The organism is Aeromonas sp. R4-2, assembly GCF_040908295.1.
Classification (GTDB): Bacteria; Pseudomonadota; Gammaproteobacteria; order Enterobacterales; family Aeromonadaceae; genus Aeromonas; species Aeromonas veronii.
On sequence record NZ_JBFODL010000007.1, the window covers coordinates 378,224 to 404,198 of the forward strand.

General features: G+C 58.0%; 25 protein-coding genes. 2 read left to right on the top strand and 23 right to left on the bottom strand.

Annotated elements, in window-relative coordinates; genetic code table 11:
- Window positions 1-32 precede the first annotated feature (32 nt).
- From AB5Y99_RS04600 to fliE, 22 genes are all read right to left on the bottom strand, one after another.
- Entirely contained in the window at window positions 33-2,261 is a 2,229-nt protein-coding gene (locus AB5Y99_RS04600; protein ID WP_368208851.1) for a chemotaxis protein CheA, read from the bottom strand.
- Window positions 2,262-2,272: 11 nt separating this feature from the next.
- Window positions 2,273-3,013 (bottom strand): protein phosphatase CheZ, encoded by a 741-nt coding sequence (locus AB5Y99_RS04605; protein ID WP_005353668.1) that lies wholly within the window; start codon window positions 3,011-3,013, stop codon window positions 2,273-2,275.
- Window positions 3,014-3,025: 12 nt separating this feature from the next.
- Window positions 3,026-3,409 carry a chemotaxis response regulator CheY gene (gene cheY, locus AB5Y99_RS04610; RefSeq protein WP_013723552.1) on the bottom strand — a complete coding sequence of 128 codons (384 nt, stop codon included), beginning with the start codon at window positions 3,407-3,409 and terminating at the stop codon, window positions 3,026-3,028.
- A gap of 111 nt (window positions 3,410-3,520) precedes the next feature.
- The gene (locus tag AB5Y99_RS04615) at window positions 3,521-4,240 is read right to left on the bottom strand and encodes an RNA polymerase sigma factor FliA (RefSeq protein ID WP_047439647.1); all 720 of its coding nucleotides are present in this window, start codon (window positions 4,238-4,240) and stop codon (window positions 3,521-3,523) included.
- Complete coding sequence (locus tag AB5Y99_RS04620) at window positions 4,233-5,108, bottom strand: MinD/ParA family protein (RefSeq protein ID WP_013723550.1); 876 nt, start codon at window positions 5,106-5,108, stop codon at window positions 4,233-4,235. The genes AB5Y99_RS04615 and AB5Y99_RS04620 overlap by 8 nt, the downstream gene beginning before the upstream one ends.
- Window position 5,109: 1 nt before the next feature.
- Window positions 5,110-6,534, bottom strand: coding sequence for a flagellar biosynthesis protein FlhF (gene flhF, locus AB5Y99_RS04625; RefSeq protein ID WP_005362047.1), 1,425 nt, complete (start codon window positions 6,532-6,534; stop codon window positions 5,110-5,112).
- A 16-nt stretch (window positions 6,535-6,550) separates the two neighbouring features.
- Window positions 6,551-8,653 (bottom strand): flagellar biosynthesis protein FlhA, encoded by a 2,103-nt coding sequence (flhA, locus tag AB5Y99_RS04630; protein ID WP_005353675.1) that lies wholly within the window; start codon window positions 8,651-8,653, stop codon window positions 6,551-6,553.
- A 107-nt stretch (window positions 8,654-8,760) separates the two neighbouring features.
- Window positions 8,761-9,891: a flagellar biosynthesis protein FlhB gene (gene flhB / locus AB5Y99_RS04635; protein ID WP_019444721.1), complete on the bottom strand. Its 1,131-nt coding sequence runs from the start codon at window positions 9,889-9,891 to the stop codon at window positions 8,761-8,763.
- Window positions 9,884-10,681, bottom strand: a complete 798-nt coding sequence (gene fliR, locus AB5Y99_RS04640; protein WP_368208854.1) for a flagellar biosynthetic protein FliR — start codon at window positions 10,679-10,681, stop codon at window positions 9,884-9,886. The genes flhB and fliR overlap by 8 nt, the downstream gene beginning before the upstream one ends.
- Window positions 10,678-10,947, bottom strand: a complete 270-nt coding sequence (fliQ, locus tag AB5Y99_RS04645) for a flagellar biosynthesis protein FliQ (RefSeq protein WP_069529536.1) — start codon at window positions 10,945-10,947, stop codon at window positions 10,678-10,680. The genes fliR and fliQ overlap by 4 nt, the downstream gene beginning before the upstream one ends.
- Window positions 10,948-10,972: 25 nt before the next feature.
- Window positions 10,973-11,746: a flagellar type III secretion system pore protein FliP gene (gene fliP / locus AB5Y99_RS04650; RefSeq protein WP_319889403.1), complete on the bottom strand. Its 774-nt coding sequence runs from the start codon at window positions 11,744-11,746 to the stop codon at window positions 10,973-10,975.
- On the bottom strand, window positions 11,733-12,113 hold the full coding sequence (gene fliO, locus AB5Y99_RS04655; protein WP_005362049.1) for a flagellar biosynthetic protein FliO: 381 nt from the start codon (window positions 12,111-12,113) through the stop codon (window positions 11,733-11,735). The genes fliP and fliO overlap by 14 nt, the downstream gene beginning before the upstream one ends.
- Complete coding sequence (gene fliN / locus AB5Y99_RS04660; RefSeq protein WP_005298791.1) at window positions 12,110-12,502, bottom strand: flagellar motor switch protein FliN; 393 nt, start codon at window positions 12,500-12,502, stop codon at window positions 12,110-12,112. The genes fliO and fliN overlap by 4 nt, the downstream gene beginning before the upstream one ends.
- Window positions 12,503-12,551: 49 nt before the next feature.
- Window positions 12,552-13,622 (bottom strand): flagellar motor switch protein FliM, encoded by a 1,071-nt coding sequence (gene fliM, locus AB5Y99_RS04665; RefSeq protein WP_005334736.1) that lies wholly within the window; start codon window positions 13,620-13,622, stop codon window positions 12,552-12,554.
- A 7-nt stretch (window positions 13,623-13,629) separates the two neighbouring features.
- Window positions 13,630-14,145 carry a flagellar basal body-associated protein FliL gene (gene fliL, locus AB5Y99_RS04670; protein ID WP_043822474.1) on the bottom strand — a complete coding sequence of 172 codons (516 nt, stop codon included), beginning with the start codon at window positions 14,143-14,145 and terminating at the stop codon, window positions 13,630-13,632.
- A gap of 57 nt (window positions 14,146-14,202) precedes the next feature.
- Window positions 14,203-16,131: a flagellar hook-length control protein FliK gene (locus tag AB5Y99_RS04675; RefSeq protein WP_368208857.1), complete on the bottom strand. Its 1,929-nt coding sequence runs from the start codon at window positions 16,129-16,131 to the stop codon at window positions 14,203-14,205.
- A gap of 67 nt (window positions 16,132-16,198) precedes the next feature.
- Window positions 16,199-16,639 carry a flagellar export protein FliJ gene (gene fliJ, locus AB5Y99_RS04680; RefSeq protein ID WP_005334746.1) on the bottom strand — a complete coding sequence of 147 codons (441 nt, stop codon included), beginning with the start codon at window positions 16,637-16,639 and terminating at the stop codon, window positions 16,199-16,201.
- Window positions 16,640-16,666: 27 nt separating this feature from the next.
- On the bottom strand, window positions 16,667-17,998 hold the full coding sequence (fliI, locus tag AB5Y99_RS04685) for a flagellar protein export ATPase FliI (RefSeq protein ID WP_005334747.1): 1,332 nt from the start codon (window positions 17,996-17,998) through the stop codon (window positions 16,667-16,669).
- 52 nt (window positions 17,999-18,050) lie between these two features.
- Window positions 18,051-18,875, bottom strand: a complete 825-nt coding sequence (fliH, locus tag AB5Y99_RS04690; RefSeq protein WP_368208859.1) for a flagellar assembly protein FliH — start codon at window positions 18,873-18,875, stop codon at window positions 18,051-18,053.
- Between the two features lie 68 nt (window positions 18,876-18,943).
- Window positions 18,944-20,005 (bottom strand): flagellar motor switch protein FliG, encoded by a 1,062-nt coding sequence (fliG, locus tag AB5Y99_RS04695; RefSeq protein ID WP_005334749.1) that lies wholly within the window; start codon window positions 20,003-20,005, stop codon window positions 18,944-18,946.
- Window positions 19,998-21,707 carry a flagellar basal-body MS-ring/collar protein FliF gene (gene fliF, locus AB5Y99_RS04700; protein WP_005334750.1) on the bottom strand — a complete coding sequence of 570 codons (1,710 nt, stop codon included), beginning with the start codon at window positions 21,705-21,707 and terminating at the stop codon, window positions 19,998-20,000. Before fliF ends, fliG begins: the two co-directional genes overlap by 8 nt.
- Window positions 21,708-21,769: 62 nt before the next feature.
- Window positions 21,770-22,087 carry a flagellar hook-basal body complex protein FliE gene (gene fliE, locus AB5Y99_RS04705; protein ID WP_005353687.1) on the bottom strand — a complete coding sequence of 106 codons (318 nt, stop codon included), beginning with the start codon at window positions 22,085-22,087 and terminating at the stop codon, window positions 21,770-21,772.
- A gap of 155 nt (window positions 22,088-22,242) precedes the next feature.
- Between fliE and AB5Y99_RS04710 the strand changes: the two genes are divergently transcribed.
- Window positions 22,243-23,154 carry a GyrI-like domain-containing protein gene (locus tag AB5Y99_RS04710; RefSeq protein ID WP_368208861.1) on the top strand — a complete coding sequence of 304 codons (912 nt, stop codon included), beginning with the start codon at window positions 22,243-22,245 and terminating at the stop codon, window positions 23,152-23,154.
- Between the two features lie 65 nt (window positions 23,155-23,219).
- On the top strand, window positions 23,220-24,971 hold the full coding sequence (locus AB5Y99_RS04715) for an amidohydrolase (protein ID WP_368208863.1): 1,752 nt from the start codon (window positions 23,220-23,222) through the stop codon (window positions 24,969-24,971).
- A gap of 91 nt (window positions 24,972-25,062) precedes the next feature.
- Here AB5Y99_RS04715 and AB5Y99_RS04720 read toward each other — a convergent pair whose 3' ends face one another.
- Complete coding sequence (locus AB5Y99_RS04720; RefSeq protein ID WP_005353696.1) at window positions 25,063-25,848, bottom strand: hypothetical protein; 786 nt, start codon at window positions 25,846-25,848, stop codon at window positions 25,063-25,065.
- Between the last annotated feature and the right edge of the window lie 127 nt (window positions 25,849-25,975).

Sequence of the window (25,975 nt, forward strand, 5' to 3'; positions counted from 1 at the left end):
TGTTGTTTTTCTAACTCCTTGGGCCTGAGCTATTAATGTCTACGCGCATATGCTTTGAGCAGACTCGGCACATCCAAAATAAGGGCAATTCCGCCATCACTGGTAATGGTCGCCCCGGCCATGCCTGGGGTGCCTTGCAGCAGATTATCGAGTGGCTTGATCACCACCTCTTCCTGACCAATCAGGCTATCTACCACAAACCCGATTTGCTGAGTGCCAATCTGCACGATCACCACATGTCCGGTATCCTGACGTGAACGCTTGTTGGCGCCACGAATCAACCATTTGTGCAGATAGAAGAGCGGTATCGCCTTCTCGCGCACAATGATGGTGAGCTGGCCATCAACCATGTTGGCTTTTTTCAGGTCCAGATGGAAAATCTCATTCACACAACCAAGGGGAAGTGCGAAGGTCTGCTCACCCACTTCCACCATCAGAGTCGGCAGAATGGCTAGCGTCAACGGAACCTTGATTTCGAGACGGGTACCTTTCCCCCAAGTGGAATCGATGTGCACCGACCCATTGAGACTGACAATGCTGGTTTTAACCACATCCATTCCGACACCACGGCCAGAGATATCGGAGATCTCGGCCTTGGTTGAAAAGCCCGGGGCAAAGATCAGGTTATAGGCATCGTTGTCGCTCATGCGAGCGGCAGTATCTGCATCCAGAACACCGCGACTGATTGCGATGGACTTGAGTTTCTCAGGATCCATCCCTGCTCCATCATCCTCGATGCAAAGCAGAATATGGTCACCTTGCTGGGAGGCGCTAAGGGTGATCGTCCCTTGCCGCGGTTTGCCCGCTTTCTCCCGCACATCCGGCATTTCGACCCCGTGATCGCATGAGTTGCGAACAAGGTGAACCAGAGGATCGGCGAGCGCCTCCACCAGGTTTTTATCCAGATCTGTCTCTTCGCCCACCATCACCAGCTCAATCTCTTTCTTGAGGGTTCTGGCCAGATCACGTACCACGCGCGGGAAACGACCAAATACCTTCTTGATTGGCTGCATGCGGGTTTTCATCACCGCACCTTGCAGGTCAGCCGTTACCACATCCAGATTGGCAACCGCCTTTGACATCTCTTCATCATTGCTGGCAATACCCAGGCTCACCAGCCGGTTACGGACCAGTACCAACTCACCTACCATGTTCATGATGACATCGAGAGTCTTGGTATCCACCCGCACCGTCGTATCGCTTTGCACGGCACTATTTTCTGCTGGTGCAGGCGCAGCCTTGGCGGTAGGCGCTGGCGCCTTGGCTGCTTCGGCAGGTTTTGCGGGGGCTGCCGGTGCTGGTTTGGCAACAGGAGTGGCCGGTTTGGGCGGAGTCACCGCGGCAGGTGCGGCAGGTGCGGCAGGTGCGGCAGGTGCGGCAGGTGCGGCAGGTGCGGCAGGTGCGGCAGGTGCGGCAGGTGCCATAGTACTCTGAGGCCCTTGACCACGACCATGCAATTCATCAAGCAGGCGTTCAAACTCATCATCATCGATAAGCTCGTCCACCTCTTTTTGCACCGACTTCAGAGGATTAACCTCTGGCGCCCCCATGTGCTGTCCCTGGCCATGGAGCTGGTCCAGCAAGGCCTCAAACTCATCATCGGTGATATCGCCAGAGCCACCCGCTATCGGGACTGCTGCAGCCGTCTTGGTCGGTGCCCCCCCCACGCCGTGGAGCTCGTCCAGCAGACGTTCAAATTCGTCTGCAGAAATTTCATCGATCGAGCCGCCGCCATTGACAGGAGCAGGCTCGCTGCTGATGGCTGCGGGTTCAACAACTTCTGGAGCAACTTCTTCAACAACTACCGGTGCTGCAGGTTCAGATTCTACAACCGCAGCCGCACTCGTAGCAGTGCGCAGTTGCTCTTCCCCTTCCGGCTTGCACAACTCATGGAGGTCATGAAGCAAATCATCTGACGCAGGGCTGGGTGCTTCGCGATTTTGAACCTGGGCGAACATGACATTGATGGCGTCCAGCGCTTGCAGGATCACATCCATCAACTCCGCAGTAACGGTTCGCTTGCCATTACGCAAGATATCGAACACGTTTTCCGCACCGTGGCATACATCCACCAGTTCACCGAGCGACAGAAAACCTGCCCCCCCTTTCACGGTATGGAAACCGCGAAAGATGGCATTCAACAGGTTCTTGTCATCGGGCCGCTTTTCCAAGTCGACCAGTTGTTCAGACAACTGTTCCAATATTTCGGATGCTTCGACCAGAAAGTCTTGCAGTATGTCTTCATCAACTTCGAAGGCCATGCGTCACTCCATTAGAATCCCAAGCTAGACAGCAGATCGTCCACATCATCCTGACCATTGACCACATCGGCACGAGCCTCGGGGTTCATGATAGGGCCCTCTGCTTCAATCCCGTTGACAGGAATACTACGAGTTGAATGCTCAGCAGAAGCCTCACCAAACATGGTCAGCATTTCTATTAATTTTGTTTCAACTTCCTGAACAAGCTTGATGACCTTGCGGATCATCTGACCTGTCAAATCCTGAAAATCTTGTGCCATCAGGATTTCTGTCAGCAGTTGCCGTAATTTATCGGCATCAGACTCTGAAGCCTTAATAAAATCATCAAGTTGGTGACATAAGGATTTGAACTGCCCCACGCTCATGTCACGAGACATCAGGGCATTCCAGTTCGGCATCACCAGCTGGATATTGTCATTCAGGCGATCCGCTATCGGCAAACTGGCTTCCACCGCATCCATTGTGCGATTGGCCGCTTTGTCGGTCATATCGATAACGTAGCTCAAGCGTTCCCGAGCATCGGGAATATCATGAGTAGCCAAATCGGGAATACGGGGATCAAGGCGAAATTCTTGAAGTGAATCATGCAGTTGTCGGGTCAGCTGACCTACTTTTTCAAACAGATCGGCTGCGTTGGGGGCACATACTTCGGCAAGCAGTTCATCGGCCAGCTCAAATTCGCCTTGCTCCAGATGAGCAACAAGCATCCTTGCCTGGTCGAGCGAAATCATTGCTCTCGTTTTGGCCATCATCCCTGCAGCTCCTTAGCCAATTCGTTCGAAAATTTTGTCGAGTTTTTCTTTGAGCGTTGCTGCGGTGAAGGGCTTGACGATGTAACCGTTGACGCCAGCTTGGGCGGCTTCAATGATCTGCTCACGTTTGGCTTCAGCAGTTACCATCAGTACCGGCAGATGCTTGAGCTTCTCATCGACACGGATGGCTTTAAGCAGGTCAATACCTTGCATGCCAGGCATGTTCCAGTCGGTAACTACAAACTGAAAATCACCATTTTTCAGCATCGGCAGCGCTGTATTGCCGTCATCCGCCTCATGGGTATTGTTGAATCCCAAGTCGCGCAGCAAGTTCTTGATAATCCGGCGCATCGTTGAAAAATCGTCAACAATGAGGATTTTCATGTTCTTGTCCAAAATTCCCTCCTAAATAGCCACCAGAGTGGCTCACTTACATGATGCTAAAAACGGGTTGTGTCGTGCGGATTATGCCTTAGAGTTTCATCTCAGTGTAGCCAGTACAAACACTTATAGATGCCAATCTCTCAAACGAGCACGCAATCTGTGCATTGCCTGACTGTGGATCTGGCTCACACGCGACTCGCTGACATTCAAAACCTCGCCAATTTCACGCAAATTCAGCTCTTCATCGTAGTAAAGAGAGAGAACCAAAGCTTCTCTCTCTGGTAGACGACCAATTTGCTCGGATAATTGAATCTGAAATCGCTCGGCAGCCAATTCATCGAATCCCGAGCCTGAAGGGGCATCATCGGGGTTGCCGATCACATCCTCGCTGACGCCCAAATCTTCGATGCCGATAATTTTGCCGCAGGAGACATCTTGCAGCATCGCATGGTAATCAGCGATGGATACCCCCATCTCGGCAGCAACCTCGGTATCTCGCGCGTCACGCCCGTGAGTCTGCTCGACACTCTCGATCGCCTCTGCAATAGCGCGACTATTGCGATGCACTGAACGGGGCACCCAGTCACCACGCCGGATCTCATCCAGCATGGCGCCACGGATGCGGATCCCGGCATACGTCTCGAAGCTGGCTCCCTTGCTACCGTCAAAGTTGCGAGAGGCTTCAAGCAGCCCAATCATACCTGCCTGGATCAGGTCATCCAGCAAGACACTGCTGGGCAGGCGAGCCAACAAATGCTGGGCAATTCGCTTGACCAGGGGAGCATGACGCTCCACCAGCACGTAGGAATCCTGATGACGCAAGTACGCTTGGGCTTTATTCACGGGAACCTTCCTGTGTTGTGGCCGGTTTCTGCAACAAATTTTCCAGGAAAAACTCCAGATGGCCGCCCGGCTGGTTGGGAACCGGCCAGCTCGCCGCCTTGTTGGCAAGGGCTCGGAACGCCAGTGCGGCCGGCGACTTGGGAAACGCCTCGACAATCAGCTTCTGCTTGCGCACGGCGGCACGCAGGTTGGTGTCATAAGGTACACAGGCGACCAGCTCCAGCGAAGTGTCGAGGAAACGATCCGTGACCCGGGTCAGTTTGGCAAAGAGCTCCTGCCCTTCGCGCAGACTGCGCACCATATTGGCCACCACCTTGAAACGAAACACGCCGTGATCCTTGGAGAGGATCTTGATGAGGGCGTAGGCATCGGTGATGGAGGTCGGCTCATCACAGACCACCACCATGATGTCCTGAGCGGCACGGGTGAAGCTCAGCACCATGTCGGAGATCCCCGCAGCCGTATCCACCAGCAGGATGTCGACCTGGGTCTTCATTTCGCTGAAGGCACGGATAAGTTCGGCATGCTGCACCGGAGAAAGCTCGACCATGGACTGGGTGCCTGAGGTCGCAGGCACGATCATCATGCCGTAGGGGCCTTCGACGATGATATCGTCGATGGTGCACTCACCCGCCAGCACGTGAGAGAGGTTGCGATGAACCCGCAGCCCCAGCATGACGTCGACGTTGGCCAGACCCAGGTCGGCATCCAGCACCATCACCCGCTTGCCTTGGGCGGCCATGGCTCCGGCCACGTTCAGGGTCACGTTGGTCTTGCCCACGCCACCTTTACCACCGGAAACGGCGATTACTTTTACTCGATTGTTTTGACGCATTTTGCGCAGACCACTCGCCTGATCCATATACATGTTACTCATAAAACTCCGAATCTTCGGCCTCGCCAAAGCCTGCGCCCCAGAAATAGGGCTCCTCTGTTTCTCGCTCCAGCGAGCCCATGGCAGCCCCGACGAGCTGCGCCGCATTGGCAACCTGAATATCTTCCGGAACCCTTTGTCCGTCAGTGATATAGCTGATGGGCAATGAATTCTGGATACACACGTTAATCACTTCGCCAAGATTCAGACTTTCATCCAATTTGGTAAGTATGCAGCCGCTTAATGGAATACGCCGGAAATGGTCAACCGCTTCCTGCATCACCCGACGCTGGGAAGTTGCCGACATCACCAGATAACTGCGGATCCGTACCTTGGCATTCTTGACCAGGGTATCGAGCTGCTCGGTCAACCGGATATCCCGTTGGCCCACCCCGGCCGTATCGATAAGTACCAGCCGACGATGGCGGAACTGATAAAGGGCATTGGCCAGCTCTTCGGCATCACGCACCTGCCGTACCGGACACCCCATGATGCGACCATAGGTCTGCAGCTGTTCATGGGCACCAATCCGGTAGTTGTCGGTGGTGATCAGCGCCACCTGCTCGGCGCCATACTTCATGGCGAAACGGGCCGCCAGCTTGGCGATGGTGGTGGTTTTGCCCACCCCGGTCGGACCAAGCAGCGCCACCGCGCCGCCCTGACGCATGATCTCGTCCTCACTGATCTTGAGCTGGGCCGTCAGCACTTCGGCCAACTGGGCCATCGCCTGATGGATGGACATATCTTCGGGGATCAGTCCCGCCAATTGATCGGCAAAGGCATCATCAAAGCCCAGTTTCTTGAGCTCCTTGATCAACAGGGCCCGCATCGGTTCGCGGCGCTCCACCTCTTGCCACATCAGCCCGGAGATCTGGTGCTCCAGCAATTTACGGATGCTGGCCATCTCCTTGCGCATCCCTTCCATCTCCTGATCCCGCTGGGCAGGTTGAGGGGGGCGCTGGCCGGACGCAACCCGGGCCTTGGGCTTGGCAGGTTCCGGAGCGGCGCCCCACTGCCCCTGCTCGGCCAATGTTCTGGGCGCTGCATTGGCAGCGGCCAGACCGGCCGATTGGGTATTACCCAGTGGCGCCCCATTGCCCGGCTTGAGCTTCTGCTGGCGCGCCAGCAAGGCGGCCAGGGTATCGGCATAATGTTCGTTCTGCTCCTTCGCCGGCGTCGGCTCGGGGCGGATCATCTGCCGAGCAGCAGACGAAATATTGACGCTCTCATCGTTCAGCTGACGGCGAACCGGCGCATCTTTGGGCCCCGGAACCTGGGATTGATAATCGACTGCGGCGACTATCTCTACCCCTCCGGTGACCTTCTTGTTGGACATGATGACGGCGTCAGGCCCGAGAGTCTCCTTGACCTCGGCCAGAGCCGTTCGCATATCCTTGGCAAAAAAACGCTTAATCTTCACCCGTCGTCTCCGCTAACTAGTTCTGCCCTACCGCACTGACGATGCGGATCTGCTTGTCGTCGGGCACTTCCTGATAAGACAGAACGCGCAATCCAGGAATGGCATTCTTGACAAATTTCGCCAGGGTATTGCGCAAGATCCCCGATGTCAGAAGCACGGCCGGTTGGCCTTCCAATTCTTGTCGTTGAGTGGCTTCCACCAGCGAACGCTGCATCCGCTCAGCCAGACCCGGTTCAATACCGGCACCATCACCGCCACCAGCCTGCAGGGATTGATGCAATATACGTTCCAATTCCGGCGCCAAGGTAATCACCGGCAGCTCGGGATCGGGGCCTGCAATCTCTTGCACAATCAGGCGACGCAGGGCAATCCGGCAAGCAGCTGTGAGCACTTCCGGATCCGGACTGCGCGGCGCATATTCAACCAGGGTCTGCAGGATAGTGCGCATATCGCGGATTGGCACGCCTTCATTGAGCAAATTCTGCAATACCTTCACAAGGTTACCCATGCTGATCACTTCCGGCACCAGCCCTTCGACCAGCTTGCTCTGATGTTTGCCAATCATGTCGAGCAGCTGTTGTACCTCGTCATGACCCAGCAACAGAGCCGCATGGTTGGTCAGGATCTGGCTCAGATGGGTAGCCACCACGGTCGCGGTATCTACCACCGTATACCCCAGCGTCTGTGCCTGAGAGACCATCTCCTTGGCAACCCAGACCGCTTCCAGCCCGAAGGCGGGATCCCGCGTCGCTATCCCCTGGATCTGGCCGAACACCTGCCCCGGATTGATGGCCATCTCCTTATCATGGTAGACATTGGCCTCGCCGGTACTGACCCCCATCAAGGTGATGCGGTATTGATTTGGCGCCAGATCCAGGTTGTCGCGAATGTGGACGGCTGGGACCAGAAAGCCCAGCTCTTGCGAGAGTTTCTTGCGCACCCCTTTGATCCGGTTGAGCAGTTCGCCACCCTGATTGCGATCCACAAGCGGGATCAGCTGATAACCCACTTCCAGCCCGATGATGTCCACCGGCATCACATCGTCCCAGCTCAGCTCTTTCTGCTCATGGGGTTGTTCGGCAGTGGCAGGCAGCAGCTCGCCCTTGGCCGCTTTGGCGGCAGCCAGTTTCTCGCGGCGCAGCAACCACCAGGCGCCAGCGGCGGCAAGAGCCCCCAGACTCAGGAAGGCGAAATGCGGCATCCCCGGCACCAGCCCCATCATCAGCAGAATCCCGGCCGAGATGATCAGCGCCTTGGGATTGTCAAACAGCTGGCCCAGTACTGCGGTACCCATGTCCTGATCAGTATTCTGACGGGTCACTATGATGGCGGCAGCGATGGAGAGCAGCAGGGAGGGGATCTGCGCCACCAGACCGTCACCGATGGCCAACAGGGTATAGATCTCGGCAGATTCGCTGAAGGTCAGCTGGTGCTGCATCATCCCGATGATGAAGCCGCCGATGATGTTGATAAAGAGGATCATGATGCCCGCAATGGCATCCCCTTTGACAAACTTGGAGGCACCATCCATGGAGCCGTAGAAGTCAGCTTCCTGGGTTACATCCTGACGACGCTTCTTCGCCTCTTCCTGATTGATGAGACCGGCGTTCAAATCGGCATCGATGGCCATCTGTTTGCCCGGCATCGCATCAAGGGTAAAACGGGCACTTACTTCCGCGATCCGCCCGGCACCCTTGGTGATCACCACAAAGTTGATGATCATCAGGATGGTAAAAACGATGATGCCGACCGCATAGTTGCCGCCGATCACCACGTTACCGAACGCCTCGATCACATGGCCAGCCGCCGCACTGCCATTATGACCTTCCAGTAACACCACCCGGGTCGAGGCGACGTTCAACGCCAACCGCAGCAAGGTAGCGAGTAGCAGTACGGTCGGGAAGGCAGCAAATTCGAGGGGGCGGCGGGTATAGACGGATACCAGCAGCACCACGATGGAGAGGGCAATGTTAAAGGAGAAGAGCACGTCCAGCATCAGCGGCGGGATGGGTAACACCACCATGCCGAGCGCGGCCAATACCAGCAGAGGGGTACCAAGGCCTTTGCCCAATACTCCCCGGTACTCTTTGAACTGGCCCAATACTGCCTTGAATTCCATCGCGCTTCTCAATTTCAACCTGCTGGTGCCAGATTAAAGCAAACATCAAGCCAACAATGCAAGACATTGAAATGCAATGGATTTATTTTGACTACGTCAGAACTTTGTCATTTTCGATATTCGGTCGGAATAGGCAGATCTTTAGCCAGCGGCTGGGGACGGCGCCCCTGACCACGGCGGAATTTCTTGAGCTGGAAGACATAGGCGAGCACCTGGGCAACCGCCGCAAACAGCCCTTCCGGGATCTCGTGGCCCAGCTCGGTTGAGTGGTAAATAGCCCGGGTCAAGGCTGGTGACGGCATGATGGGGATCTCGTACTCTCTGGCGATCTCCCTGATCTTCATTGCAATTTCATCTGTGCCCTTGGCCACGACCTTGGGCGCGGCACCGGGTTTGCCCGCATCATACTTGAGCGCTACCGAGTAGTGGGTCGGGTTGGTGATCACCACATCGGCCTTGGGTACATCCCCCATCATCCGGCGCATCGCCATCTGCATCTGCAACTGACGGATCTTGCCCTTTACCTCGGGCTTGCCTTCGCTGTCCTTGAACTCGTCCTTGACCTCCTGCTTGGTCATCTTGAGCTGACGCATGTGGTTCCACTGCTGGAACGGCACGTCGATGGCAACGATGGGAAGCAGGGCGCAGCAGAGGATGATCAACATCCAGAGAAACAACTCCAGCGCATCAATAATGCCGCCGGGGAAACCCTCCATTGAGAGGTTGAGCAGGTGATTGAACTGGCTGGATAACATCCACCAGGCAAACAGGGTGATGAACACCACCTTGGCGATGGATTTGACCAGCTCGATCAGCGACTGCACCCCGAACATGCGCTTGAGGCCGCTGAGTGGACTCAGCTTGCTCATCTTGGGCATCATGGCTTCGGTGGAGAAGTTCATCCCCCCCATCAGGGTGTTGCCGATAAAAGCGGCAATCGCCACCAGCGCGAACAACAGCCCCAGCGGAAGCACCAGTTCCCCCAGCAGCGCCGGCACCATAGCGATCATGGCATTGGGATCGAACGCCTGCTCCCGGTCCAGGGTAAAGCCCATGGTGACAACCTTGACCATGGCGGTCGCCAGAGAGCCCTTGAGCATCAACAGGCCAAAGACCGCCGAGAGCAGAACGCTGGCGGTCCCCAGCTCTTTTGAACGTGCAATCTGCCCTTTTTCACGGGCCTGTTGCAGTCGTTTGCCCGTGGGTTGTTCGGTACGTTCCTGGTCGGTATCAGCCATGAGCGCCCCCGAAGCACTGGGTGTTGATCAGCTCGCAGCTAACCTCCTGCACCCGCTCCCACATGATGTCAAAGTGACCGAGGAACCCGCCGATAGTGAGCCAGAGGATCAGCAGACCCGACATCATACTGACCGCAAAACCGATACTGAAAATGTTGAGCTGCGGCGCCGCCCGGGTCATGACGCCAAAAGCGAAGTTGATCAGCAGCAGGGCGACGATGGCAGAAAGGGCCATCACCAGTGAGGCCTGATACATCACTCCGAGAAAACCGATCAGGGTACGGATGGCCGGTAAAGTGAGTCCAGCGTCCGACACCGGCAAGGTTTCAAAGCTGAGGATCACCAGCCGCAGCATCACCAGATGACCATCCAGCGCCAGAAACACCAGGGTCGCCAGCATCAGATAAAACTGCCCCACCACGGGGGCCGACTGGCCATTCATCGGATCCACCAAGGTGGCAAAGCCGAGGCTGGTTTGCATGGCGATGACCTGACCGGCCATCACGAAGCTCTCCATCAGAAACTGGGTCATCAGACCAAGGGCAATACCGATCAGCAACTGCTGGCCCAATACCAGAAAACTGCCGGCCGAGAAGAGTTCAATTGAAGGCATTTTCGGGAGCAGCGGGGCAATCAGAAAGGTGATGGCAAGAGCCAGCCCCATCCGTACCCGCGCAGGAGCGAGGCGGCTGCCGAACACCGCCATCACCATCAGCAGGCTGCTCACCCGCGCCAGCGGCCAGAGGATGGAAGACAACCACTCCATGATCAGAGCGGTTGTGTAGGTCATCCCACCACCTCGGGGATTTGATTGACCATCAGTATGAAGAAGTCCATCAGACTCTGCAGACCCCAGTGAGCGCCCGCCCCCAGCGCAAACAGAGTCACGATAAGACGGGGCAGAAAGCTCAGGGTCTGTTCGTTGATGGAGGTGGCGGCCTGAAAGATGGCTACTACCAGTCCGATTGCGAGGCTGGGCAGGATCACGGCGCTGACCATGATATTGACCAGCCAGAGCGCCTCGCGAAAGACGTCAACAAAGGTTTCAGGACTCATGTTCGGGCTCCTTGCGCTCGACCGGCTAACCGGCACCCAGTCCGAAACTGTTGGCCAGTGACCCCAGAATGAGGTTCCAGCCATCCACCATCACAAACAGCATCAGCTTGAAGGGCAGCGAGACGATCATCGGCGAGAGCATCATCATCCCCATCGCCATCAGAATACTGGCGACCACCAGATCGATGACCAGGAACGGTAAGAACAACATAAAACCAATCTGGAAGGCGGTTTTCAGCTCACTGGTGACAAACGCCGGGATCAGCACCCGTAGCGGCACATCGGCAGGTTTCTCCACCTGCACGTTGGCGATCTCCATAAAGGTGTTTAAATCCTTGATCCGGGTCTGGGCCAACATGAACTGATGGATGGGCAACTCGGCCCGCTCCAGCGCCTCCTTTGCCTGAATGGTCTCGGCCAGATAGGGCTGCAAAGCCTCATCATTGATGCGATCCAGCACCGGCGACATGATGAAGAACGACATGAACAGGGCAATGCCGATCAACACCTGGTTGGAAGGGCTCTGTTGCAGACCGATCGCCTGGCGCAAGATACCCAACACCACAATGATGCGGGTAAACGAGGTCATCATGATCACCATGGCCGGCAAGAAGGAGAGCGCGGTCATCAGCGCCAGCACTTGCAGGGTCAGGCTGTACTCCTGAGAGCCATCCCCCATGGTCTTGACGGTCACCGCCGACATGGCGTCCTGTGCCAGCGCAGGCCAGGAGCAAAACAGCGGTACCAGCAGGCTGGCCAGCAGCCCCGTTTTCAGCCATAAGCCGTTAGCTTTTTTCATGCTTGCCCATCAATTTGCCAAGCTGCTGGGAAAACGCCTGAGGTTGGTTTTCATCCAGCGGCTCCTCCAGCCGGTAGAGAAAGTTGACCTGCTGCGGTGTTACGCCGACCAGCAGTTGCTGTTCGCCCACCTTGACCACCAGCAGCTTCTCTTTGTAACCCACCGGCAACGAGGCGATGACCCGCATCTGGCCGCCACCCATGGCGGTCGCCAGCTTGCTCTTCTTGAGCAGAAAGCCCAGCACCAGAATGAGACCGATCACCATCAGACTGGAGAGCAACCAGGAGCTCAGACTAGGCACGTTGGCAGATGCCGCTGTCTCGGCAAAGGCCGGAACAGGCAGCAATAACAACAGGAGGCGCATCATTTGAGCTTCTTGATCCGTTCAATCTGGCTGATGACGTCAGTCAGGCGGATACCGAACTTGTCGTTCACCACCACCACCTCGCCGTGAGCGATCAGGGTACCGTTGACCAATACATCCAGCGGCTCGCCTGCAACACGATCCAGCTCCACCACCGAGCCCTGGTTCAGCTGCAACAGGTTGCGGATGCTGATCTGGCTACGGCCCACCTCCATGGCGATAGTGACCGGAATATCGAGAATAGTGTCGAGCTTGCGACGCTCCTCGGCACTGATGGGGGCATCATCTTTCAACTCTTCCAGCGGGGCTGGCTTGGCTTCCGCCGTCACCTGCTCCTCCAGAGCCGCAGCCCAGGCATCAGCCATCAGATCCTCTTCCTCAGTTCCGCTCATCTTGTTTCCTTATGCTACTTCGTGACCGTTTACCGTAATAAACCGTCAATTATCGCTGTTGATCTTCGATACTGCGCTCGAGCTCTTCCAGCTCGGCCTCGCCATCAATTCGTACCCCGCCCCGGGTCACCAGATGCATCTCCGTCTTGACCCCTTCCGGACGTTTGAGCTTGTCGGTGATCTTGAGCGCCACATTATCCTTGGTGCGGCCCATCTTGGCGTGGAAAGTGGGCAAGTCCTCGACAAAAACCAGCAGATTTTCCGGCATATCGACCGGAATGATATCGCCAGGTCGCAGCTCCATCAGTTCACGCAGGGTGAGTTCGGTCTCCAGCAGCTTGGCCCGCAGCTCCACCTTGACGTCCATGATCTCGTCACGCAGCGCCTTGCTCCAACGTACGTCGGTATCCCCCTTGTCACTCTGCACACCGGCATCCAGCAGCTCGCGGATCGGTTCCAGCATGGAATAAGGCATCGCCACGTGGAAGTCGCCGCCGCCACCATCGAGCTCGATGTGGAACGAGCTGACCACGATCACCTCGGTCGGGCTGACGATGTTGGCCATTGCCGGGTTCACTTCGGAGTCGAGATACTCGAACCCCACGTCCATCACCGGCGCCCAGGCATCCTTGTAATCCTCAAACACCAGTTTGAGCAGCATCTGGATAATGCGCCGCTCGGTCGGGGTAAATTCGCGCCCTTCAATCTTGGCGTGATAACGGCCATCGCCACCGAAAAAGTTCTCCACCAGAATGAAGACCAGTCGAGCCTCCATGGTGATGAGCGCCGTCCCCTTGAGCGGGCGGAAGCGCACCATGTTGAGACTGGTCGGCACAAACAGGGTATGAACATACTCGCCAAACTTGAGCATCTGCACGCCGTTGATGGAGACCTCGGCGGTACGACGCATCATGTTGAACAGGCTGATCCGCATATGGCGGGCGAAACGTTCATTCACCAGCTCCAGCGTCGGCATGCGACCACGGACGATGCGGTCTTGGGAGGAGAAGTCAAACTGAGCTACGCCGGGGTCTCCAGCGCCGCCTATCTCTTCCTCTTCGACATCATCGACACCGTGCAAGAGGGCATCAATTTCGTCCTGACTTAACAGATCGCTCACGCTTCACCTACTGCATTACAAAGCCGGTAAACAGCACTTGTTCGATAACGGGGGAAGAGACCAGGTCCTTGAGCACCCGACGGCACTCTTCCAGTGAATCCTTGCGCAGCTTCTCCTTGCCTTCAAAGGTCATCAGCTGTTCGGCACTGGCTGCGCTGAATACCCGCAGCAAGGTGCCTTCAATCAGGGGGATATTCTGTTTGGCCAGCGTCTCGTCGGCGGTACCGCGCACCATCAGCTGAATCTTGATCTGCACCAGTCGATCTCGCTGGGCACCTGCGACGTTGAAGACAAAGGGGCGCGGCATACCGACATAGAGGGAAGGTTTAGGCGCTTCCTCTTTGGGTGTGGCCTCGGCACCTTCCGCAGCTTCAGCGGGCGGTTTATCGGAGCCGGAGAGCATCAGGAAGGCGCCAGCACCACCACCGCCCAGCAAAATTACCGCCAGGGCAATGATAATGATCAGCTTCTTTTTCTTGCCCGCAGCCGGGTCTTTTAGAGTCAACTCGTTATCGTCAGCCATCCCTTGTCCACCCTAGTCTCAAACTTGTTCGATATCATAAACTTACTCGGGATTGCATCAAGCATAGAAATCAATTCCGGAACCGTTTGTCGATTCCACCAGCAAACTGGGGTTGGATGTGGTGAGTTCCCCTTCAACCAGCCCGTTACCGGACCGCGGCTGACCACTACTCTGCCCCTGCTGCCCCTGCCCGTTAAAGGTGGGCTGGCCCTGTTGCTGCTGTTGTTGCGACTGCTGCTGCACCTGCGTCTGACCAAGCTGGATCCCCTGCCCTGCCAGCATGTCACGCAGCCGGGGCATCGCCTGCTCCAGCATCTCGCGGGTCTGGCCATGTTGTACCACAAAATGGACGTTGGCTTGGCTGTCGGCGCCCATCTGGATCTGGATTTTCATCTTGCCAAGGCCGAGGGGGTCGAGCTGAATTTCCGCCTGTTGCAGTTTCTCGGCCAGCATCACATTGACCTTCTGGTGCAATTCGGCAGGCGCTTCCTGACTGGCCAGTTTCAAATGGGGTAAATTCTGCGGCTCACGGCGCAGCGTCGTCTCAGCGGCGGGCGCCCGGCTATCGGCTACCTGTGGCTGAGTCTGGCTGTTCTGGCCATGCTGAACGGTCTGGCTCGGGCTGCTCTCACTGCTAGATGTCGTCGCAACCAAGCTCTTCTCCGCCTCACCGGCCTTCGGTTTTACCTCAAGCGAAACCGCTTTACGCACCTCGTCAGTGCCGGTCACTTCCATCTGCTTGATGCCGGCTGAAATAGTCGACAGCGGTGCTTGCGGCCCCTGAGATTCAGCCTGTGCCAACACCTGCTGCGGCGCCACCATCACGGGGGCGGCAGCGCTATCGCTCTGAACCGTCGCATTTGCCGTCACTCTGCTCTGGGCTGCGGCACTTTCTGCGGCACTCTGCGCCGTCGTCACGGGCGCGGAACCTTGATTGGCGGCGGTGGCTGGCTGCTGGCTACCCTCGGCGGCACTCTTTTCTGCCCCCTTGCCAGCTACCCCACTTCCATCCGCAGCTGCTGAAGTGGTTGCAGCACCCGCCTCAGGCTGCTTGAGCCCCTCATTGAAGGCCTTGAGCGCGGCCCCCTGAGTCGCGGCTTGCGTCGCCTGCCCCTTGTTAGTCAAAGCATTGCTGGCGGCGAGATCGGATTTGCTGTCGCCAGCCTCTTTTGCAGCGAGTGACTCAGCGGATTTGGCAGTGCTTGCCGACTCATCGACCGGCAGCACCTTGGCCAGCTGGGCCATTCGCTCGGCCCCCGTGAGGGGCTTGGTGTGCTGGCCATCTGCCCCGAGGGTCTCGCCCTTGGCAGAGGCTTTCTTCCCGGCCTGCCCATCCGCAGTAGTGGCGGCATCTTCACCTTCAGATGAGAGAACGGCAGCAGAGGCATCGCCCTTAGCCACCACTCGCGCCGCTGAGGACGATACCGTGGTATCAAGAGTCGAATTGGCGGTCGTCGCCAGCGGCGACTGCGCCCCGGTCTGACCGGCAAGCTGTTGGACAATTCTGGCAGCGGCAGGAGTCTGCTCGCTTTCATCAAGCGCAGTCCCCTCCAGCTCACCCTCTTGCGGCAACGGATTGCCGTCTACCGCAGTGGCGCTCTGTTGGGCCGCCACCGCCAGCTGGGGAGTCACTAGCGAGGTATCGAGCTTGAGGGAGTCTTGCAGGCGCAGCAGAAAGTCGGTGGCAGGGACCTCCTCCACCTTGTTGTCGGCGTCAGGATCCTGCTCCTTGCTGGTCTCCTCTTTGGGAGAGGCGCTCTCGGTCGCCAAAGATTTGGCTGATCGGACATGGTTACCGCCCTGAGTGGCCTCGGCGGCGCCCTGTTCGCTGTTCCGGGCCTTGGCAATCAGGGTGGCGAAATCCCCCTTGCTGTCGCTGCCGGTTCCCCCATCGATACTTTTGCTCTCGACGGAACCGCTCAGAGGCGCTTTGTCCAACCCGTTGGCCGGAGCCGAAGGCGTTTGTGTCAACAGTGTCTGCATCATGATGGGATCCCTGAATTCTGGTGGCCCCCAAAGAGATGGCCGCCGACAATGTCCATATCAAAGCAAGTTACAGGCCAGATTGATGAAAGCGTCGCAACATGGCGTACTCATCCAGCATCTTCTGCTCCTGACGCTGGGCTTTCTGCTGCTCGCGGCTCGCTTGCTTCTCCAGCAACAGCTCCACCGCCTTGCGCCGCTGCTGGGCAGCCAGCCACTCTTCACGGCGCTGTTCCAGCGCCTGACGCACCTGCAACACCCCTTCGTACTGCTGGGTCGCTGCCTGTTCGAGCTTGTTGATAAAGGCGTGATACTGGGTATTTTGCTGGGGCGAAATACCCTGCAGGCCGCGATCGGTCCACTGCTGGTGATAGATCTGGCGGTACTGGTTGAGAGCATTTTGCTGATCCATGAACAGCTTGAGATCCTGCTGCGCCTTCACCAGTGCCAGCGCACACTGCTGCTCCGCTTCCACCAGCCGATCGGCCAACAATACCAACCCTTTACTCATCGTCGACCTCTCTGTTACCGACCATCATCAGCGCATCAATGGCATCGCCACCATCTGCAAGGCTTGCAGGCCATCATCGTAGTGAATGACCTCGCGCATCCCCTGCTGCAAGAACTGATCCAGATAGGGTTTTTGAATGATGGCGCGGTCAATGCGCGGATCGGAACCCTGACTGTAGGCGCCGATGGTGATGAGATCCCGGTTCTGCTGATAGAGGGAGTAGAACTGCTTGAGGGTGCGCGCCAGATCCATATGTTCCGGCGAAGTGACCATGGGCATGACCCGGCTGATGGACTTCTCGATGTCGATGGCCGGATAGTGGCCCGCATCGGCCAGCTCGCGCGACAACACTATGTGGCCATCGAGGATCGCCCGCGCCGCATCGGCAATAGGATCTTGCAGGTCATCCCCCTCGGTCAGGACGGTGAAGAAGGCGGTGATGGAGCCCTGGCCGTCACTGCCGTTACCCGCCCGCTCCACCAGCGCCGGTAATTTGGCAAATACCGAGGGCGGATAACCCTTGGTCGCCGGCGGCTCGCCCACCGCCAGCGCGATCTCACGCTGGGCCTGAGCGTAACGGGTAAGAGAGTCCATCAAGAGCAGCACATTAAGCCCCTGATCGCGGAAATACTCGGCGATGGCCAGCGCCGTTTCACACCCCTTGAGCCGCATCAGCGGCGAGGCATCGGCGGGAGCAGCTACCACCACGGAGCGGGCACGGCCCTCCTCTCCCAGAATGTCTTCGATAAACTCTTTAACTTCCCGGCCCCGTTCACCGATGAGGCCGACCACCACCACATCCGCCACCGAGCCGCGGGTCATCATGCCCAGCAGCACCGATTTACCGACACCGGAACCGGCAAACAGCCCCATCCGCTGGCCCTGACCGACAGTCAGCACGGCGTTGATGGCGCGCACTCCCACGTCCATCGGCTGATGGATCGGGCGGCGAGAGAGCGGGTTGATGCGGTGCTGGGCAAACTGCACGGTCTGGGAGGAGAGAATGGGGCCGAGCCCATCGAGTGGCTGGCCGATGCCGTCGATGACCCGACCAAGCAGGTTCATACCAACCGGAATGCCGTGCTCTTCGGTGATGGGCACCACCCGGGCACCGGGGATCACCCCCTTGAGCTGCTCGCTCGGCATCAGATAGAGGCGATCGCCAGAAAAACCGACCACTTCAGCCTCCAGCGTCCCATCAAGGGTATCGATGCGGCAGAGGGCACCGATGGCTGCGCGACAGCCGATGGCTTCGAGGGTCAGCCCCACCACCCGGGTCAATTTGCCGGCGACCGGCGGTTTAGGGGCGCTGTCGCGTACCTTGTACCCTTGCAACCGGTTAAGTAGCGAGCCGCTCATCTGGCCTCCTGAGAGCTAAAAAGTGCAGCCGGACGGCAACGTCCGGCATCGGTTATGGACGTGAGTCCTGCGAAGCCGGTTTCTGCGACGCATTGTCCCGCAAGAAGTTGCGCAGTAGCTGATCGATGCGCCCGGAGAGGGTCAAATCGATGCTGGATAGCTCGGTAGCCAGTTGCAGATCGCCGGGGGAGAGGGTGGGATCGCTCTGCAATCGCCAGTGGCGCTTGGCGCACTCGTCGGCGCCAAATGCCTGTTCGATTCGCGCGATATCGTCGGGATGCAACATCAGAGTCACCCCCTGTTCGGCGGCAGGCAGCAAGGCCAGCCCCTCTTTAAGCGCCTCCAGCAGAATGCGGGGGGAGGTCTCGGCTTCGTGACGAATAAGCGCGCGGGCCAGTTGCATCACCAGCGAGACCAGTTGCTGCTCCACCGCCTGATCCAGCTCGTTAAGCGGATTGGCAAGGCGGGCGGCGAGTCCCTGCCAGTGGGCGATCTCCTGCTCCACCAGCTCGCGGCCCATGGCCAGCCCCTCCTCGCGCCCCTGTTCGAGACCGGCAGAGTGGCCCTGTTGCAATCCTTCCAGTTTGCCCTCTTCCATTCCCTTGGCATAACCAGACTCGCGTCCCTCGGCCATCCCCTCTTCCCAAGCGGCTTGGCGGATCGCTTCGAGCTCCTCGGCGGTGATGCTGGGGGTCGGCTCCTGTTCGGGCTCCGGCTCCATCACCTCCTCTTCCTGCTGATACCAGTCAGGGGCCAGGCCGAGGGCATTGGTAGGCGCCCCCGCCTCTACCTCGACCTCCATCTCGGGCCAGCCCCAGGTCTCAACCCGGGCATCATCACCCTCGGGGCGCACATAACCACGCAGTTTGTTGTTCATGCTTTGCGCGGCTCCTCACCACTGCCTGATGCGGGCTTGGCATCGCAATTCTGTTTATGGGCCATGGCTTAGAGGAACTCCTCGCCGCCACCGGCACCCAGCATGATTTCGCCAGCATCCGCCAGACGACGGGCGATGGAGAGGATCTCTTTCTGGGCCGCTTCCACTTCGGAGACCCGGATCGGCCCCATGGCCTCCAGATCGTCCGCCAGCATTTCGGCCGCACGTTTGGACATGTTCTTGAAGATCTTCTCGCGCATCTGATCGTCGGAGCCCTTGAGGGCGCGTTGCAGCAGATCCCCCGGTACTTCCCGCAGCATGGTTTGGATGCCGCGATCGTCCACATCGATGAGGTTTTCGAACACGAACATCAAATCCTGGATCTGCTGGCTCATCTCTTCGTCCGACTCGCGGATGGAGTCCATCAGCTGGCCTTCGATATTGGTATCCAGATAGTTCATGATGTTGGCGGCTGCCTTCAGGCCGCCCATCTTGGCTGCCTGGGCTCCGGCGGCACCGGCAAACTGTTTCTCCATGATGTCGTTCAACTCTTGCAGTGCCGCCGGTTGTACCTCTTCGAGGTTGGCGATACGCATCACCAGATCGAGGCGCACCTGCTCCGGGAACTGGCTCAGGATCTCGGCGGATTGCTCCGGCTCCAGATAGGAGAGCACGATGGTCTGGATCTGCGGGTGTTCATTCTGGATGATGCTGGCCACCTGACGTGCATCCATCCACTTGAGCGAATCGAGGCCGCGGGCGCCGGAACCGAGAATGATCTGATCCACCAGATTGCTCGCCTTGTCCTCGCCAAGGGCCGCCACCAACGCCTTGCGCACGAAGTCTTCGCTGCCGATACCGATGTTGGTGTACTTCTGGATATCGTCGATGAATTGACGGTGCACCGCCGCCACCCGATCGTGACTGAAGTCGGACATGGAGGCCATCGACATACCGAGCCGCTGCACCTGCTTGGGCTCGAGATGACGGAAGATCTGGGCAGCATCCTCTTCATTGAGGCTCAGCATCAGCACCGCAGCCATCTCCATCCCCGACATCTGGTCGAGGATCTGGCGCTGACTGTCGGTGATGTCATTGCCGGTAACTTGACTCTTCTTTTCTTCAGGCATCTTTGTTCGTTACCCATTCTTTAATGACCTGAGCGGCCAGATCCGGCTCGTTCGCCACCAGCGCACGTACCGCCTTGAGCAAGTCTTCGTCACGGTGCAGGTCCGGCAGTTTCAGCTGGCCATCGCGTACACCAAATACCTGATCGTTCTCGACTTGTGCTGACAGCAGACTCAACTCGTCGTCGCCACCCAGTACGGTGTGGTTGTCAAAATCCACTTCCCCTTCCGGTTTGGCATCCGGGTAGAGCAGTCGCTTGAGCATGGGGCGAACCACGGTGACGATCAAGACGATGATCACCAGTACCGAGGCGGCAATTCGCACCGCACGCCAGAACCAGGGCTGATCGTAGAGCGGCACTTCAGCCACGGTATCCAGCTCTGGGCGATTGAACGGAATCGCGACCACCTCAAGGGTATCACCACGGGTCACATCAAAGCCAAGGCCACCGCTCAGCAAACGACGCAATGTATCGAGTTCTGCCTGGGTGCGCGCCTCACGGGTCACAGCCCCGTCGGCACCGGGTACCGCTTTGTAATCCACTGCAACCGAAACAGTCATGCGGCGAATGCCTCCCATCTGGCGACGGGTATGGCTGACGGTGGTATCCAGCTCGAAGTTGCGGGTTGCCTCTTTGCGGGAACGGCCCGAAGCGGCAGCGCTGGCACCATCACCACCGGTCGCCTCCTCGGGAATATTGGAGGCGGCAGGGGGCTGGTTGGAAAGGGCGCCGGGCACACCACCATTGCTGCCGCTGGCGCTGTTCTCTTCCATGGTCATTTCGGAGCGCACAGCAGGCAGGTCCGGGTTGTAAGTCTTGCGGGTCTGCTCCTGCTGGGAGAAGTCGAGGGAGAGATCCACTTCCGCCGTATAGTTGTCGGCCCCCAGCACCGGGATCAGGATGGCGTCAATTTTTTGTTTGTACTCCAGCTCCTGCTTTTGCTGCATGGCAAACTCTTTGCGAGTCTGGGCCGAGATCGGGTCTTGCGAGCCGGAGTTGAGCAGGCGGCCATTCTGGTCGGTGACGGTGACGCGGGTCGGCTCAAGGCCATGCACGGCGGAAGCGACCATATCAACGATGGAGTCCACCTCCCCCTGCCCCAGCGCCGCCCCTTTCAGGTTGAGCACCACGGTGGCACTGGGTTTGCGTTCGTTGCGGGCAAACACGTTGTCTTTCGGGATAGCCAGCAGCACCTGGGCCTTGGCCACATTCTGGAACTGCTCGATGGCGCTCGCCAGCTGGCGCTCGCGGCTCAGCTTCAGACGTTCACTCTCCATCCGCTGGCTGACGCCGAAACTGGAATCTTTGAGCAGGATATCCTCACCACCGATGTTGCTATCGGTGGCATTGGCAAGACCGGCACGGGTCAGGGCCAACTGGATAGTGGGGTAACTTTCGGCGTTGACCAGCACGCTCTTGCCATCTACCTCGTAGGGGATCTTCTGCTGATCGAGGAAATCGAGAGTCTTCACCAGCTCCTGGGTGGTGTAGGTGCCGAGGGGACGCATATCCGGCTCCTTGCCCCACAGCAGGATAAACACCGCAATGGCCAGACAGATGGCAAGCCCCAGGATCAGGGTGATTTGCCGCAGCACATCGGTGTTGGACAGGAAGCCCAGCGCCGAACTCTTCTGCTCATTTTCATCGAGGGCGGCGGTGCCCTCATCGTTTATCAGCAGATCGCCGTTTTGGTCAGTAGCCACGATTTATGTCCTTATTGCTGACATGTTCATGATGTTCAGTCGTCATGGTTTATTGGCGTCGCTTATACCGGCATGTTCATGATGGTCTTGTAGGCATCGACCATCTTGTTGCGCACCTGTACCGTGGCTTCAAAGGCGATGGAGGATTTTTGGCCCGCAATCATCACCTCGGCCAGATCCACCGACTTGTCGCCCATATCGAAACGGGTGCGCAGGTCATTGGCGGCCCCTTGCAGTTCGTTGACGTTGCCAAGCGCCTGTTGCAGCAGCAGACCAAAGTCGGAGGTTACCTGACGACCGGGTTGTGCCAGCGGCGTTGCGCCTGCTTCAATCTTGAGCGCCTGCATCTCTTGCATCAGGCTGCTTGCACTAATTTCCATTTTCCATCCCCCAGACAAATCATTGACGCTGGCATGCAACAAGCAATTAGAGTGCCAATGCGTTAAAAGCGCGATGCGGATGAGTGGCCAGACCAGGCTGGACGGGTTCGACAACGGCAGGTGGCTCTGATTAAATCCGACTCTGACGCCCACTTTTGCTGGCTGGCAAGGAGTCTGCTCTGGATTATCGCAAACCCGTGTTCAAGGCGATGGACTACATCAGCCACCATCTGGATGACAATCCGGGCCTGGATGAGGTCGCAGCAGCAGCGGCCATCTCCACCTTCCACTTCCACCGTATTTTCAAGACGATGGTCGGCGAGACCATTGCCGGATTTACCCGGCGCCTGCGTATGGAGCGCGCTGCCCGTCGCTTGCTCGCCTCCCCCCAAAGCGACATCACCACCCTCGCACTGGCCGCCGGGTTCTCCAGCTCCCAGAATTTCGCCAAGGCCTTTCGCCTGCACTTCGCCATGAGTCCTTCGGAATACCGCCAGCAGCAGGGGGGAAACTGGAAAAGCAAGATTGGAAACGATCCCCTTCCCTTTGACACCTATGATGGCCTGGTCATGCACCCGGTCACCGAACACCCGGGTCTGTTGCAGGGGGCTAGCGTCAGGCAGATGCCCGCCCGGCGCGTGGCGTACATGCGCCGCCTGGGCCCCTATGGCAAAGAGACCTGCGAGCAAGCTCATCGGGATTTGCTCGCGCAGTTCGCCTCAGACGAGGCGATGACACCGGCGGGTACCCTGAGTCTCTATTGGGATATCCCCGATATCACCGATGAGACCCGTTGCCGTACTGACGTCTGCATCGAGCTGGGGCCAGAGATCCCCGCTGGGCGCCAGTTAACCACCCAGACCATCGCCGAGGGCCCCTATGCGGTATGTCACTTTATCGCTCGCGGCGATCAACTGGTCGCCTGCTGGGAGACGGCATTTCGCTGGGTAGTGGGCCAAGGGCTGAACTGCGACGATCGCCCGTGTTACGAGCAATACCACGCAGGCACGGACCCCGACCGGGATCATTACGTGTTTGATATCTGTATCCCGCTGATCAACCGATAAGCCGATACCTCATTTCCTTTACCCACTTCGGTGCCTCCGGGCACTGAAGCGACGGAGTCATGCCCATGAATATCAAAACGCTGTTTCTCGCCAGCCTGCTGGTAACGCTTCCCACTGCCGCCAATGCCCAGTCACAGAGCCAGACGCTGATCTTTGGCGGCACCATCTACAGTGGTGATCCGGCGAACCCTCACCCGGAAGCGGTCGGCATTGAAGGTAAAAAGATAGTGGCAGTCGGCAGCTATCAGGAGGTCAGCACCCGCCTCGGCAACCATGCCAAGCGTCTTGATCTGAAAGGAAAGTACCTGATGCCAGGGCTCATCGACAGCCATGTTCATGCGGCATTTGCCGGTTTTCAGGGGATGACAGTTAACTTTCCCGATGCCATGAATGAGGTTGAGCAGGTGCAGCAATTTCTGACCCGCAGCAAGGATGATCCCCGCCTGACACTGGGCGATGTAGAGCTATACAGCAATGTCTCCCTCGACTACTGGCATCAGCTTCCCCTGCTTGATGAGGTGTTCAATGGCCCGCAATACCGGCAGATCCCGGTAGTGCTGGCAGGTTCGGATGCCCACACCGGTTGGGCCAATCAGGCCATGCTGCGCAAGGCTGGCATTGATGCCGACACCCTTGACGGTCGTTATGCTCCGCTGAAAGGCAATTTTGGCCTCACCCCATCCGGCAAGCTCAATGGCTTTGCCTCGGAAGGCGGCTGGGATGCCATCCTCAAGGCGCTGCCTCCCGTCAGCGACGAGACGATTGCCAGTGCCATCATGACTGCCGCCAAACAACTCAATCAGGTGGGCATTACCGCCTGGATGGACCCTATCAGCAACATTCGCCCCCTCGCCCCCATCTTCAACGCCGAGCCGGATCGCCGCGATACCGGCCTGCTGCCGGCGTACAGCATGCTCTCCCGGGAAGGCAAGCTGACCGGACATGTATCCGCACTGGCACTGGTGGGGATACATGCATCACCCGCCATCATTGATGACGTATTGGCGCTGCAACAGCAGTTTCAAGATGCCCCGGACGTTAAACTGGTGGGGATCAAGATCCTGCAAGATGGTGTCATCGAGTATCCATCCCAGACCGCCAAGTTGAGCGAGCCCTACCTCAACCGTCCCGGTTACAGCGGCAAGGATGATCTGGACAAACAGCGTTTTAACGAGCTGATCCGCACCGCGGATGCCCATCAACTTATCGCTCACTTTCATGCCATCGGCGATCGGGCCATCCGTGAATCCCTCGATGCCATCGCCTATGCCCGGGCCCACAATCAGGATCACCGCTTGCTGCACAGCATCACCCATCTGGAGGTGGTGAGCCAGGCCAGCATTGCCCGTTTCAAACCGCTCAATGTGGCCGCATCGATGCAACTGTTGTGGGCCGGTAAAAACGTGGCGACCACACTGCTGCTTGAAGGAAAAGTGCCCCCGGCACTGCTAGCCCGCCTCTATCCGGCAGGCAGCTTGCTGCAAAGCGGCGCCATTATCGCCGGTGCCAGTGACTGGCCGGTCTCCAGCCCCAACCCTTTCCTCGCCATGTATACCGCAATCACTCGTCAAGGGGAGCTTGGCTTGCTGCCCCCCGCCAGCGAGCAGATCAGCCGTCAGGCCATCTTGCAGGCCTATACCCTCAACGCCGCCAAGGTAATTGGACGGGAGAAAGAGATTGGCTCCATCAGCGCGGGCAAGAGTGCTGACCTGATCTTGCTGGATCGCAATCTGGAACAGGTAGCAAGCGAAGAGCTCAAGGAGACCAAGGTGCTCTGGACCATGTTCAAGGGCAAGCAGGTCTATTCGGCCCACTGACACCGAGAGAACAAACAGGCCCGCACTGCGGGCCTGTTGGCAAGATCACGACAAGCGCATGGCGTGCAGTGAGCAACCGATAACGGCGGGATTAGCGGCTCGTTTCAGTCAAGTCCTTGTCAATCCAGTACTTGGAGCCGGAGATATTGGCATCGAGCAGCAGGCCCTTCTCACCAATCTGGTAGATGGCCATGCCGCCATTGTATTTGGCGGTAAGCTCGGCGCTCTCCTTGCCTGCCACCACGCCCACTTCGGAGGTAGCCTCCCACCCCTGGGTCACGAAGGCATCGAATCTGGCCTTGTCTTCAAACAGGATCACCTGCTGATAGAACTTGCCACCAATCCCGGCCGCCAGACCTGCGCCAAACATCTTCATATAGGTGTGCTTGCCGGTTTTGCGATTGACTGCCACCCCGGCCCCCTGATTGGTATGCAGCATCAGGGAGAACTTGCGCGAATCGAACACTGCATAGCCATAAGCCTTGTCAAACAACAACTTGGCTGATGGCTGCTCGTTGAACAACCGGATCAGCGCAGTGTCGGCCATGGTATTGAGCGCGATCCTCGCCTCTTTCGCCGTCTTGGGGTTGAGCATCTCGTTGAGCTCCTTGTCGGCCGCCTTCAGCCACTCCTTGCCGGTGGCGATGCTCTTGTCGGTCCAGACCCCGGCGGTATTGAAGGCATCCTCCCCCCAGGCCGAGATGGAAGCCCAGCTCTTTTTGGAAAAATCGCTGACATCCTGCCACACCTCCTTGCTGGTCTCGCTCACTGCCGCTCCCAGATCGGACGCTGCGGCCTTGAGCTTGGCCCAGTCGGCATAACAGGGTGAGAAGGCCAGACTCAGTGACAGGGCCAGCAACCAGTTACGCTTGTTCATTTTTTCACTCCCGTATTGTCGAGTGTCTGGGTTACCTGGGGCGATCACCTACAACAGGCTACCCGCTGAAAATCACCCCCGCATTATCGGAAGGGGAATCCGGTTAAGCAATCATTGAGTCCTGTTT